Source organism: Streptomyces canus (assembly GCF_001514145.1).
In the GTDB taxonomy this organism is placed as follows: Bacteria; Actinomycetota; Actinomycetes; order Streptomycetales; family Streptomycetaceae; genus Streptomyces; species Streptomyces canus.
Genome location: NZ_KQ948665.1, coordinates 51784 through 65912 on the forward strand (window position 1 = coordinate 51784; position 14129 = coordinate 65912).

Genomic DNA, 14129 nt, shown 5'->3' on the forward strand with positions numbered 1-14129 from the left:
TCTGACAGAGCGCCGACGCTTAGGGGAGCGTCGCGCAAGATCGACTCCTGAGGGTGGTACCTCACGGTCTTGTGTGCAGCATCACCGGCAGGCGTCTAATGTGACAGGCGTGTCTCCTGACAGAGAGTACGCTGGAGATGGCGGAGCGTCGTGCGCCAGGACCCGCCGGCGGCTTCTGTTGAATCTCGCAGAGCGTCCTGTGGCTGGGGTAGGAGACCTCTGCACGTCGATTGCCTCCGTCGGCGTCACCTCCCAAGAGCAGCATGGACGACCTCAACGTCGACCACGACGACAATCTCCTTGCGCTCAGCGTGCCGGATCTCGTCGGAGACATCGACCAGGCGCACTGCGAGGCCGTCCAGCCCTGCGGCGGAAGGAGCGGCCAGGACTTCATCCAAGGGGGACTGCTCGGAAAGGAGCAGGTCGACGCGACGGTCTTGATACTGCAGTGCGTGGGGCACTCACATCTCGGTCAGGCGATGTCAGTTCCCTCTGGGGCACCAAAGCTCGTCAGAGTCGTGCTCGGCGATCACCTGGAACCTGTTGGCCACGGCGTGTGCGAGCGTCCTCTTCATCGAGCAACTGGAGCCGGTGAGTTTGAAGAGCATCGTGCCAGGCGTCAGCGTGATTCGATCCCCCTCGACTGGTTTTCCATCGGAGTCCACGACCCGTTGCCGGGCGCGCTGCTTTGGGGAGAATGAAGAGACGGCGCCGACCACCTGCTCGCATTGTTAGATGGTGACAACCCGGTCGCACGCAGGCAGTTGGGTCGTTGTCTGGGACTGGAGTGTCACCGGTGGCGACCGGGGGAGCGCAAGGGGAGCGCGGACGCCTTTAGACGGTGCAACACGGGGTACGAACAGCAGGACCGCGACAGGTGCTCTGATCTGGGAAAACGGGATCTGGTACGACCACGGGGCACAACCCGGCACGATCCCTATCGGTCTCGTAATGCGTAGGTCGGGGGTTGTGTTTCCGTGACCATGTTGCGGGCTTGAGTCTCTGAGCTGGCTTTTGCGTATCCGGGAGGGGCGGGTCGGGCCAACGCAATGAGGTTCGGTGGACGACCGGTGGACAGGCGTGCGTGACACTCCATCAGCGGCCTGTCGTTGCCCCTGGATCCACGAGGCGAAAATGAGAGCGTCTTCGATGCCGCGGTGGGAAGCAGCGGGACTGTCTGGTCCTGACAACTTCAGTTTCGGAGGGGGGACCTCTCCGAGGGCAGGGATGGTGGGCACGGCTGGGACGGGCGAGTCGGCCGGATGAGGCTTTCAGTGTCCGCGGGGGCGGCGGGAGATCTTCTGAGGGAGCTTTCCCGTCTTCCAGTAGCCGTCGAGAATCTTGAGCAGTCGCTCGGGGTCACGGAAGACCTCGGCGATCCGGTCGCCGTACTGCTCAAGGAGCGGGTCGCTTTCGACCGTCTTGCGGCCGGCACCCGTGAAGGACGACGAGTAGGCGTGACAGTTGCCGCACCAGAGGTAGTTGATCCAGGAAGGCTCGCTCCGCCCGTACTTCGTGTGGTGGTAGAGGCGCATGGTCGTGTGGCCGCAGATGGGGCAGGTCCGTTCGTTCACGGGCAGGTGCAACTGAGCGCCGAGGGCCTCGAGGTGGTGCTGGTCGTAGGGCCGGGTCATGGAGGGGGGACCTCTCTGAGGGGCAGGGGTGGTGGGCACGGCCGGGGCCGGCTGCGACGGGATTCTGTCTCGTCGCAGCCGGCCCGATGACGCTTCAGCTCAACGAAGCCGAGGCGCTCGAACTATTCGGAAGGGAGGTGTCACCCACCGCCCCCGGAAATCCTTCGCCACATCATCTGTCCGAAGTCCTCGGCGTCTTCCTCGGTGCCGGTGTCGCCGAAACCGGCCATCCGCTTCTGATGGTAGGTCTCGTGGAAGAAGGTCACCACGGCCTCCTTCATGTTCCGCAGACCCTTGTTCGACATCTCGATGATCGGCTTGCCGTTCGCTGCGCGGTTCGGCACCGGCCGGTAGTAAGGGGCCTGGTTGAGCCCGTGCGGGCTGTTGCCCTCGGCCAGGTCTCCGGTCCGGTGGTCGACGATCCGCTCCACGTGGACGACTTCGTAGTTGTCCCACTCGGAGCGATACCCCGCTCTGGCCAGCGTCTGCTTGAGCCTGCCGAGGCTCACCACCGGTCCCTGCGGGTACTCGTTCGGCTTCTTGTCGGGTTTGCTGCGGTAGGTGTTGCCCTGTTTCGACTCCGACCCCGGGCTCGGCTCGTCGCCGCTCCTGGCGCCGGACTTCCCGCTGCCACCCGGCTCCTTGCCGCCCTTGCCGGTGCCCGCCTTGGGTGTCGAGGGGGCGTCGCCGGACTTGGGCGTCGTAGGTGCCGGGTCGGCCGAGGTGGTGGTGGGCAGGTCACCGGAGAGCAGTCGCTTGACCGCACCGACGAAGTCCTCACCCTCCGACATGGCGAGCTTGACCGCCTTGACGGCCTTGATTCCGCCGCTGACCGCCTTGTAGGCGCCGTAGCCGTCGACGGCGAAGGTGCCGACCACGCCGGTCCACTGGCCGGACACGTAGGAGGTCGAGCCGGTGTCGACGCCGAAGAGGTTGGCCAGCGGGTGGTCGTCGACGTAACCGGTGTGGCCGAGCTGGAACGGCGTCTCGTTCGAGTAGCCCGTCCAGCCGTTGAACCACTGGTTGTCGCCGTTGGCGATGCCCGCGAACCCGTTCCAGCCGTCGGAGAGCTTGTTGACGCTCCACTGCCACGGGTCGCCGACGAAGCTGTCGCCCACGCCGCAGAAGAAGCTGCCGATCGAGCTGCCCCAGCCCGAGTACCAGGCCAGGCCGTCGGGATCGCTTCCCGAGACGGGGTTGCCGGCTCCGTAGCCGTAGCCGCCCATCTGGTTGGGGTCGTCGTTCTCGAAGACCGGGTCGACCGACAGGAAGCGGCCGGTGACGGGGTCGTAGTTCCGTGCGCCGAGGAGGTTCAGACCGGAGGTGGGATCAGCGGGCTTGCCCAAGTAGCCGTGGTTGTCCGCCCAACCGGTCGGCGCGGGGCCGCGCGGGTTGCCGTACGGATCGAAGGCACGCCGTGTGATGGCCAGTGTGCTGCCGTCCACCTGGAGTTGGGCGGTGCCCTGCGGGGTGGTCGGCTGGTAGCTGATGCCGCCCTTGCTGGAGCGGACCGTCGTCGTGCCGTCGGGGGCGCAGTAGTAGCGCAGTGCGGTGACGGCCTTGGTGGAGGTGTCGAGGCTGAGCTGCTCGTTGCCGCCGAAGAGGTAGAGCGTGTTGTTGCCCGGGCCACGCTGGATCAGCAGCTGGCCGTCGGCGTCGTAGAGGTAGCCGGTCTTCTTACCGTCGGTTGTGGTCGCGGAGGTCAGGCCCTCCTCGTTGTACTCGATCCCCTGACTGCCGGTACGGGCTCCCGTGGTGGTCCTGGTCTTGGTGTTGCCCGCGTCGTCGTACTCCGGGGTCAGGACGGAGGTGCCGGTGGTGGGGTTGCGGATGGTGACGGTGGACACCGCGTTGGGCTGCTTGGCGGGGGCCGTGCCGGCGCCCGGGTAGGCGAACGTCTGGGTGGTGTCCTTGGCCGCGTTGCCGGTCACGTCGTGGGTGACCTGCTGGGTGCGGTCTCCGAGCTGGTTGAACTGCCAGTCCGTCCAGTACGGGGCCGGTCCGCCGACGGTCGCCGGGCTGGGACGCGAGGTGGTGCACCGGGAGAGCTGGCCCGCGGTGGCCGTGGTGAGTCCCTTGGTGTCCGTCCAGGCGGTGGTCAGCCGGTCCTGCGCGTCGTAGGCGAAGCACTGGGTGTCGGCGGTGCGGTCCGTGCCGCCGCTGGAGCGGACGTCGGAGACCGCGGTGATGTTGCCGGCCTGGTCGTAGCCGTAGGTGGTGTCCGAGATCGGGTTGGCTGTGTTGGTCTGGAGGGTGACCCGGTTGGTGGCCAGCCGCCCGGTCGCCTGGTCGTAGGTCTGCGCGGTGCGCAGCTGCTTGGACGGGGTCCCGACAGTGGTCTGGAGGACCTCCCCGAGCGGGCTGTAGTTGACCGTGGCGACGTACGGCCGGCTGGGCGAGCCCATGCTGACCAGGCCGCCTTCGAGGTTGTAGCCGTAGCCGACGGTCTCGGCCGGCAGTCCGCCGTCGGCGCCGTACGTGGTGGCCGCCAGCAGGCCGACGTTGTCGGTGTAGGAGGCCTTGGCGGTGTAGGTGCCCGCCAGGGCGCCCTCGGCGTCAGGGATGACGGTCGAGGTGCTGGTCGGCTGGCCTACCGCGTTGTACGCGTCGATCTTCTGGACATAGGCGCTGCCGTTCTTGCCGCCGACGTAGCGGGTGGACGCGACGGGCAGGCCCTTGCCGAGCTCGTCGTAGGTCCACTCCGCCAGCAGCTTGTTCGGGTCCGTCGTGCCGTCGCCCGAGTACTGGGCCTTGCGTCGGCCCAGCAGGTCGTAGGCGAAGGACAGGGTCTGCTTGCGGGCGTCGGTGGTGCGGTCCAGCCGGCCCAGGTCGTCGTAGTGGGAGGTGGAGGTGCCGGCGTCCGGGTCGGTCTGGGAGATGACGCGGCCCTGCAGGTCGTAGCCGTAGGACCAGGTGTTCCCCACCGAGTCCTTGACGGTGTCGACCTGTCCTGTCGGCGTGTAGGTGTAGCGGGTGGTGATGTCCGCGGTTGCCGCTTTGCCGGCGGTCCCGGTCGACCAGAGCGCGGCGTTCGACGCGTCGTACACCGCGACGTTGTCGTCAGACTGCACCTTGAGGTAGCCGCCGGTGTGACCGGAGGTGCCGCTGGACCACAGGGTGGTCTTGCCGGTCGCGTCCAGGACCACGAAGTTGCCGTCGGCCTGCATGACCGCGTAGGCGCCCGGCTTGCCGGACGTCTTGGACGACCACAGCGTCTTGTCACCGGCCAGCGAGGTCAGCACCAAATTGCCGTCGGCCTGCATGGCCAGGCGGACGCCGGCGGAGACGAGCGAGGTGCCCGAGGCCAGCTTGGCGCCGCCGGTGAGCTTGCGGTCCGGCGTGGTGTCGCGCACCACCTTGGACGTGGTGCGGCCGAGCGCGTCCGTGTAGGTCGTGGTGACCTTGCCGCCCTGCGGCGGAGTGGTGTCGACCCGGTCGACGCCCCGGTAGTCGGCCGACGACTGGAACAGGGTGCTGGCGAAGGACACCATCGTCCGGGTGACCGGCCTGCCCTGACCGTCGTACGACGTGCGCGTCACCGACGGGCCCGTGCGGTTGGTCTCCGCCCACATGGTGCTGCCCGGGGCGTGATCCGCGTCGGAGTACGCCGCGATGTTGGAGACGGTCCACCCGTGCGAGTCGTAGTACGTCGAGGAGACGAGCCTGCCGGCCGAGTTGTCCGCCGGGGTCGACTGCGTCTGACGGGGCTGCAGTGTGCCGTCGTAGATGGTGACGGAGGTGCTGTAGGTGCCGTCCTCACGCAGGCCCTTGGTGGTGACCGAGGACGGTGTGGGGTTGTCGCCGGCGCCGTGCACGTCGTAGCTGTAGATCCGGTCGGGGGTCTCGCTGTCCCTGTCCCGGCCCGGCGACCAGACCTTCTCCCGCCGGCCGAGCGCGTCATAGGTCGCGTCGGTGACCTGCTTGTTGACGTCCACCGCGTGGGTGACCGAGCCGCGGCCCGGTGAGACCGTGCTGGTGGCCGTCCACTTCAGGGGGTTCGTCGTGGACAGGGTGGTGGGCAGGATGCCCGAAGTGGGCTCGTACGACGAGGTCGTGGTGTTGCCCGCCGCGTCCGTGTTCGCGACGACCCGGCCGTACTTGTCGTACGACATGCCGCCGAGCGTCTGGTACTTCGGGTCACCGCTCGCGTCGTACGAGGTGACTGCCTGGGTCGCGGTGACCAGGCCGAGCGAGTCGCCGTTCTGGCCGAGCTTGCCCAGGCTGCCGATCTTGTCGACCGAGCCGTCCCCGTCGTAGAAGATCCGCTTGTCGGAGAGGGGGGTGTCCTTGCCGGGGGTGGTGCCGCAGGGTCCGGCGACGCTGATGGTCTCCTTGGGGTAGACCAGCATCATCGGGTTGTCGGCGGGCGCGTCGGCGTAGGTCGTGGTGGTGCAGGTCTCCTGTTCGGGCTTGGAGACGTCGCCCTCGTCGTCGACCTTCCAGGTACGGCCCTTGTCGTCGAAGGTGGTGCTGGAGCGGGTGGTCCGCCAGGTGCCGTCGGAGAGCAGGCCCATCGTGCGGGACGAGGTCGCCGTTATTCGGCGTGCCGTCATGTCCGGCAGCGTGGAGAGCTTGTCGGGCTTGGGGTCCTCGGACGTCCACGCCGTACGGTCACGGGACGCGGTGACCTTGGAGGTGGGCGGCTGGGTCAGGGTTCGGCCCACGACGGTGCTGCCAGCCTTGGTGTAGGTCAGCGACTGGTAGGGGGTGCCGGCCAGCCAGGGGCTGTCGGTGATCTCCTCGTCCAGGGCGTTCTTGACCTTGACGCTGCGCTTGGACCCGTCGGCCTTGTAGTCGCCGTCCATGCCCTGGAGGTAGGAGACGCTGTTCTGGGTGACCGGGTCCGGTGCCGCGCCGGTGGTGGTGGTGACGGTGCGGAAGCCCCGGAAGTCGTTCCAGGTGCGGTGCTTGTCGTCGGTCAGGTCGGAGTCGTCCCGGTGCCAGGCCGCGCCGCCGCTGTAGGTGTAGTTGGTGACCTTGGCGGGTGAACCGGCCTTGGTTCGGTCGCTGTCGGTGACCTGCGCGACGAGCGTCTTGTGGAACCAGTCCTTGATGGGCTCGTTGCCGCCGGGCGTGTTCCACCACACCGGGTAGCAGGCCATGGTGTTGCTGTCGGCCGCGTCCGGCATGTTCTTCTTCTCCCGCGAGCACTCCGGCGCGCGGTAGGTGACCGCGACCGACTCACCGGTCTCGGTCTGCACGCTGGAGATCCGCGGGTGGAACAGCGGCGGGGCGGCCGGCGTCAGGCCGTCGACGCGGTTGTCCATCTCGATTCCGGCGAAGCTGACCGGGTCGAGGGTGATCGGCTTGTCGCCGCCCGCGGAGGTGTCCTTGCCGGTGTGGACGATGGAGGACAGCCACATCACGGACTGCAGCGAGCCGGTGCTCTTGGGGTCCTGGGTGTTGCCGGTGACCGGGTCGTAGGTGCCGCCCGCGTCGGAGAAGACCTGCTTGAGCTCGTAGCTGTCGACGTCCTGCCAGCCGGAGGCCGTCCGCACCGAGGTGTCGACGCCCTTGAGCCGATACGTCGTCCAGAAGGTCGGGCCGCTGGTCAGGCAGACGCCGTCGGTGTCGTCGTCCTTGGGCTTGTTCTTCCAGTCGGATTCGCAGTGCAGGTCGTAAGGGGTGTCCGGCCAGTCCTTCGCGGTCTTGGAGGAGAGGTTGTCCGCCTTGCAGACCGTGTCGGAGGTGGTGCAGCGCTGTGCGGTGCGGAAGACAACCTTGGCGGCAGGTTCGCGGCCCGCCCTCGCGTCGGCCAGCTGGTAGCCGTAGGAGATCCGGGTGAGGTGGCCGCCGCGGACGTACTTGGTGATCTTGCCACCCTTGTCGTCCTCGGCGACCTGGCCGTAGCCCATGTTGTAGTAGTTGGACTCGGTCGCCCAGTCGTAGCGCTGGACGTTGCCGTGCGGGTCGACGACGAAGTCGAGGTTGAACCGGTAGCCGACCGGCTTGTCGCACTGCGAGTCGTCGCCCTTGTCCGAGTCGTGGCAGGGGTCGCCCGACTTGGGGTGGTAGACCGGCACGCCCCAGGCGCTGTCGGTGGCGTCGTCGTCGGTGGTGCCGGGGGCGTGGTTCAGGCCCAGGTAGTAGGCGGTGCCGTCGGTCGTGGTGACCTTGAAGTACTCGCCGTCCCACAGGCCGTTGGCCGCTCCGGTGAGCCGCTGGATCCTGGTGCCGTCGTCGGCCTGGAGGTGGTACTCGCCGTCGGAGTCGCGGACCAGCTGACCGTTGTGGGTGCCGAGTTGGATGGTGGCGTTCCAGCCGCCCCAGCACTCGTCGCCGGAGTCCTCGATGCCCTGGTCGTTGCAGCTCTTGTAGGAGCGCTCGATGAACCCGGGGCTGTAGGACCAGCCGTCGCCGACCCAGGAGGACTGTGAGTTGCGGGCCGAGGTCTCGCCGTCGACCGACTGGGAGTCGTAGGACAGGCCGACGTTGGGCGCCTCGCCGCCGAGGGACGGGGGCACCGTGATCGGGTAGTTGTACGTGAAGGCGCCCGAGGCCGAGGAGGACCAGGCGCCCGAGGCGGAGAGCGAGGTGGCGCCGAAGTCGCCCTGCGAGCCCTTGCTGCCGGCCACCGCCGCGACCGCCATGCCCGAGGAGGCCAGGGCGCCGCGGCCTGCGGGTGCGGCGAGCCTGCCGGCCGGCTTGGCGGTGGCGGCGGGCACGGCGACGGTGCCGGTGACCTTGCGGGCGTGCGGGTCGTTGACCGACTCCAGCGGCGTGCGGGTACGGCAGGCCGTGAGCTGAGGGGTCGTCAGGGCGCAGGCGGGCATCGCCACCAGGTGCAGCCGGGAGGCCCAGCCGCCGCCGTAGGCCTGCTCGACGGCGCCGTAATCCACCGAGACGGAGACGCCGCCGGCGGCGGTGCGGTGATCGGTGCGCGAGAGGCCCACCAGCAGTCCGTCGACGCCGGCCTGCTTCGCCTTTGCGCGGTCGGCGAGTCGTACCTGTACCGACCGGGCCGCCTCGACCGGCACGCCGTGGCCGACGAGCGCGCGGGCGCCCGGGCCGATCGCCGACGGTGCGGCGGGCGACAGCGAGACGGGCAGCGAGGAGGCCTTCACCCTCCCGGGCGCCGCGGCCGCGGCCCGGCCGTGCACCTGGTGCGCCGTGCCGAGGTCGACGGTGGCGGTGCCGCCCGCGGGCCACTTCGGTGCCTTCACCCGGTGCCGGGCGAGCTCGTGGGCGCCGGGTGGCGGGGTGGGGTCCTTGACGCCGGGGTCGTCCGCGGGGTGCCCCGGAACCTTCGGCTGTTCAGGCAGCGGATCGGCCGCCCAGACCTCGTCCTTGTACTGGTAGCCGCCGACCACGACGTCGGCGACGGCCGGCTGAACGACCAGTGAGAAAGCGGCGGTTGTCGCGGCCCAGACAGTCACCCGCCGCAACCACGCCCGTTTCCGGGCAGGTTGAATTCCGCGCGGTCTTGCGCGCATGTGTAATCCCCCATGTAAGAAGTCCAGGAGCCGAATTGATCAGTGGTCAGCTGGCGGCTCGTCTGGTCAGACCGGAACCGTATTGCCATGACATGTGCGCAGCAATACCCTTCCTCAGCGGTCACACTGCTCACATCCTGAACATGGGTCCATCACAGGCCCTTCACGGCAGGGCATGGCGCGACCAAGTACCGCAATTCCGACATGCGGCGGCCCTCGGGGGGACGCGCTCTGTGAGAAGGACCACAGCGGCGCGCCGGGGGTCCCCGCCCACGCTCCTCGAAAGGGCGATTCATGGGGGAAACGACCCGCGTCCGGAGTCATCCGGCGCGCAGTCTGACACGCCGTCTGGCGCTGTCGGCGGCCGTCACCGGCCTGCTGCTCGGCGCCGTCGGCCCGGTCTCGGCGGCAGGCCCGCCCACGTCGGCGGCCGCCGACGGCGCGGACGGCTCACCGCTCGCGACCGCCAGTGCCGAGGCGGCCAGGACCGGACAGCCGGTCACCGTGGATCAGCTGACCACTGAGACCTCGGAGACCGTCGCCAACACGGACGGCACCTTCACTCAGACCACGCATCTCCAGCCGGCCCGCGTCCGCAAGGACGGTGCCTGGACGGACGTCGACGCCGGCCTGGCGCGGAACTCCGACGGCACCTTCTCCACCAAGGCCACCCCGTCGGCGCTGACCCTCTCCGGCGGCGGCGACGGACCGCTGGCCACCCTTGTCGACGAGGCCGGGCACCGGTTGTCGTACACGCTCCCGTTCCGCCTGCCCGCCCCGGACGTGAGCGGTGACAGCGCCCAGTACAGCGACGTGCTGCCGGGTGTGGACCTCAAGTTGACCACCACCGACCAAGGTGGCTTCCACGAGGTCCTGATCGTCCACGACGCCAAGGCCGCCGCCGACCCCGCTCTCGCCTCGCTCCGGCTGACCACCGGGACGAGCGACGGCGTGACCGTCGACGCCGACCGGGACGGCGGGGTGACCGCCACCGCGGCCGACGGCACTGCCTTGTTCAGCTCGCCCACCCCGATGATGTGGGACTCGTCCGGGGCGCAGGTGACCACCCCGGCGCAGAAGACGGCAGCCCGCCGCTCCGCCCGTGCGGCCGACACCCCGCCGACGCAGGGCACCACCGGCGACACGGCCTCGACCGCGGAGCAGCCGGGCAGCGGCGCACAGGTCAAGCCCATCGCCGTGACCAGCGAACCGGGCGCGCTCACCCTCACCCCGGACGCGGACCTGCTCGGCGGGAAGAGCACGGTCTGGCCGCTCTACATCGACCCCTACACCAGCCCGATCACGAGCAAGAAGAGCCACTTCATCACCGTCAAGGAGGGCTGCCCCTCGCAGAGCCCGTACGACGACGCGCAGGACAACGGCGAGGGGGTCGGCTACGAGCACTGGCGCAACTGCTTTGGCCTCAACCGGGCGTACTACGAGCTCAACATCGGCAACCTCACCAAGTCGATGGTGATCTCCAAGTCCGTCGTCCACCTCACCTCGACCTACGGCGCCTCCTTCGACTGCGACAACGAGACGGGCGTGCGCCTCGCGACGGTGTCGGGAATCAGCAAGAACACCGACTGGGACCACCAGCCGAAGCTCGCCGGCGACGGCTACATCGGTGGTACGCAGAAGGTCAAGAGTTCCAACCTGAGCCAGCACTGCGGCGACCACGACGTCAACTTCAACGTCACGGGCCAGATCAAGAAGCTGGCCGGCAAGGACGACAGCTGGACCTTCGGCCTGTGGGGCAACGAGTCCAAGTCCTCCACCAACTACGACTTCGTGCGGTTCGCGACCAACCCGTACCTGACCACGGTGTTCGACATCGCGCCCTCGGAACCGGACCGGCTGGGCACCACCCCGGCCACGATCAACCCGGCGAGCAACGGCTGCGACGGCGCGGCCGACGGCTGGATCGGTGAGTCGGGGCTCGCCGGCGACACCTCCGACATCACGCTGAACGCGCACCTGAACACCGACATGAGCGGGGTCAACCTCCGTGCCCGGTACGAGGTGTGGGACACCAAGACCGCGGACGACGACGGCGGCTCCACCAGCAAGAGCAAGCCGGTCAGCGGCTGGGTCAGCGACGGCGGCACGACCCGGGTCAACATCGGCTTCAAGGTGGCGGACGGCCACCAGTACGGCTGGCACGTCAGGGCCGACGACGACACGCTGATGAGCGGCTGGTCGCCGAACTGCTACTTCAAGATCGACCTCAGCGCGCCGAGCATCCCGTCCTTCACCGACTCGTCCGTCTTCCCGCCGCTCGGCGCCGACCAGGAGCCCACCGGCCACGCCGGTGACCAGGGCGTCAAGATCAAGGTGACCGCGAACGACCCGACACCCACCGGCTGCACCCGGGGCAGCTGCGTCAGCAGCGGCATCGACCGGTTCGAGTACTCGCTGGACGCCAACATCCCCGGCAGCGGCGCGACCAAGGTGGACGCCGTCGCCGGCACGGGCGGCACCGCCACCGCGGAGGTCCCGATCGTACTGAGCGCCGCCCAGTGGGGCGCGCACACGCTCTACGTCCGGGCGGTCGACAACGCGGGCAACACCCAGGGCACCGTGGGGCAGTACAGCTTCTTCGCCCCCTGGAACCCGAAGACCAAGGTCACCGCCGGTGACCTCGACGGCGACGCCGTCCCCGACCTCGCCGCCCCCACCCGCGACGGCGACCTCGTCCTGGTCCGCGGCAACGCCGATCCGGCCGCTCCCCCCACCACGATGTCGACCAAGGCGCAGAGCCCGGACGGCACCGGCTGGGACAACTATCTGGTCGCCCACCGCGGCACTGCCACCGGCAGCAACGTCGACGACCTGTTCGCCTACAACAAGACGACCCACGAGCTGTACCTCTACGCCAACGACGCCGTCACTCCCGGCGGGCGTGCCGGGCACTTCACCCTGACCCAGAACGTCGTTGCGATCCGCACCTCGGACTCTTGCCCCGCGAAGGGCTCGGACGGCACCTGGGACAACGTCACGCAGATCCTGGCGCCCGGCAAGCTGGCCCAGTACGCGGACGTTCCCGACTTGATCACCGTCGACAAGGGTGAACTCTGGTACTACCCGGGAACCTTCCAGGCCGGCTGCAACCTCGGCCAGGGCGTGAAGATCGGTACCGGTGACTGGTCCGACACCACCCTGCTCGCCCCCGGCACCGTGGGCGGCGTCCCGACCCTGTGGGTCCGTGACAACGCCACCGGCGCGGTCAGCAGCTTCCCGCTGACCTTCTCCGCAGGGGTGCCGACCAGCAAGCTGGCCGCCCCGCGGCACGCGCCGCTGGTCTCCGGCGTGCTCGACACCGGCAACAAGAACCTCTGCCTGGACATCGCCGGCTCTCGCACCACCAACGGCACCGCGGCGCAGGTGTACACCTGCAACGGCAGCGACGCCCAGAACGTCACCCTCGGCACCGACCACACCGTGCACGTCATCGGCAAGTGCCTGGACGTCACCAAGGGCGGCACCGACAACGGCACTGAAGTGCAACTATTCCAGTGCAACAACTCCGGCTCCCAGGAGTGGGTCCCGGGCCCGTACCAGGGCACGCTCAAGAACCCGCAGTCCGGCCGCTGCCTCGCCGACCCCGCCGGTAACCGCAACCCCCGCACCCAGGTCGTCATCTGGGACTGCAAGAACATCGCCGACCAGAAGTGGGCCGCCGACAACGGCAATGTGCTGCCCGCCGCCCAGCCGGTGCTCCCGGTCGGCGTCGGCGAGCAGGACTACCCAACCGTTGCCTCTCCGGGCGACGTGCAGGGCACCGGCTTCCCGGCGCTGTACGCCGCCTCCCGTTCCGGCCGGATGATCGAGTACCCGGGCGCCGCGGCCGACGGCGGCCTGGCACAGTTCACCGCCCCGGTGAGCATCGGTCACGTCCACCGGCCCGCCGACTGGTGGAAGCTGGACGGCACCGCCGACAGCGTTCGGCCCGCCAACGGCCTCACCCTGAACGGCGGTGCCGCCGTGACCGCCGATGCCGCACGGGGCAGCGCGCTCGCCCTGAATGGCAGCACCGGCTACGCGGCCACGTCGGGCACCGTGCTCGACACCAGCCGCAGCTACACCGTCTCGGCCTGGGCCAACCTCAGCAGCCTGAGCGGGAACTCCACCTTCGTCTCGCAGTCCGGCACCAGCGCCAACGGCCTCCAGCTGTACTACTCCAGCGGCGCGCATGGCTTCGCCTTCGGCCACGCCCACGCGGACAACACGGAGGGCGACTTCACCAGTGCGTACGGGCCCGACACGGGGGCACAGAGCCCGAAGACCAACACGTGGTTGCACCTCGTCGGCGTCTTCGACGCCGACACGCAGCAGTTGCGTCTCTACGTGAATGACGACCTGGCCGCCACCGCCGCCTACGAGGGGACGGTCTGGAACGCGACCGGGCCGGTGCAGATCGGGCGCAGGATCGCAGTGGGCCGCTACGGGGAGTACACCGCCGGCAAGGTGGCCGACGTACAGCTCTTCACCGAGGCACTCACTCCGGGCGGTGTCACCTCACTCGGCAGGAACCGCCCGGTTCCCACCCAGCTCGGCTGAGTCCGGGGTGTTGCACACGGCGCCCGCCCACCCATGGGCTGGGGGTGGGCGGGGCGCCGGGCCTGTCTCCTGGTGGCTCGCCTCGACGACGGTTCACAGGACGACGCTCCAGGCGGTCCCGCAGGCGAGGCCGCACCCATGCGGTGGCCAGGTGCCTCTGCTTCCACCACCCCCCCGGCCGGGCCGTCCGGAGGCCGTCGGGCCCGGCATCGCTGCTCTCCGCGCCAGGTCAGGACGTCAGCGGTGCGGCGTGTACTCGTGGACCGCGTCCAGAAGTTGTCGGGGGGTTGACCATGGCGTGCCCGGTGACGGTGGGCACGGTCTCGTTCCCGTCCGCCACGGAGCGGACGAACGCCGCTGCGTCTCGTCCCGCCAGATGTTCCGCCTGGTGTAGCGCAGGAGGGTGATGAGCAGGCTCAGCCGCAGGTTCATACAGAACACGCAGCCGGGCCTTCAGTGCATCACGACGCCGTCGCTTTCCTCGTACGGTGCTGCTGTCCCT

4 protein-coding genes are annotated in these 14129 nt (G+C 69.0%); 2 read left to right on the forward strand and 2 right to left on the reverse strand.

Annotated features, from left to right (window positions below):
* Positions 1-263: 263 nt before the first annotated feature.
* On the forward strand, positions 264-701 hold the full coding sequence (locus tag AQJ46_RS55560; RefSeq protein WP_159064064.1) for a hypothetical protein: 438 nt from the start codon (positions 264-266) through the stop codon (positions 699-701).
* A gap of 570 nt (positions 702-1271) precedes the next feature.
* Here the strand turns inward: AQJ46_RS55560 and AQJ46_RS29190 are convergent.
* Both AQJ46_RS29190 and AQJ46_RS29195 read right to left on the reverse strand, forming a co-directional pair.
* Positions 1272-1634, reverse strand: coding sequence for a hypothetical protein (locus AQJ46_RS29190; protein ID WP_059208411.1), 363 nt, complete (start codon positions 1632-1634; stop codon positions 1272-1274).
* 140 nt (positions 1635-1774) lie between these two features.
* A complete protein-coding gene (locus tag AQJ46_RS29195; RefSeq protein ID WP_059208412.1) occupies positions 1775-9010 on the reverse strand; it encodes an RHS repeat domain-containing protein in 7236 nt (2411 codons plus the stop codon).
* A 351-nt stretch (positions 9011-9361) separates the two neighbouring features.
* On the opposite strand from AQJ46_RS29195, the gene AQJ46_RS29200 reads away from it, so the two are divergent.
* Positions 9362-13627 (forward strand): ricin-type beta-trefoil lectin domain protein, encoded by a 4266-nt coding sequence (locus AQJ46_RS29200; RefSeq protein WP_059208413.1) that lies wholly within the window; start codon positions 9362-9364, stop codon positions 13625-13627.
* The last annotated feature ends 502 nt before the right edge of the window (positions 13628-14129 follow it).

Bases quoted from the DNA above. Each gene is read 5' to 3' on its own strand.
- AQJ46_RS55560 (WP_159064064.1), top strand. From the start codon at position 264: ATGGACGACCTCAACGTCGACCACGACGACAATCTCCTTGCGCTCAGC.
- AQJ46_RS29200 (WP_059208413.1), top strand. From the start codon at position 9,362: ATGGGGGAAACGACCCGCGTCCGGAGTCATCCGGCGCGCAGTCTGACA.
- AQJ46_RS29190 (WP_059208411.1), bottom strand. From the start codon at position 1,634: ATGACCCGGCCCTACGACCAGCACCACCTCGAGGCCCTCGGCGCTCAG.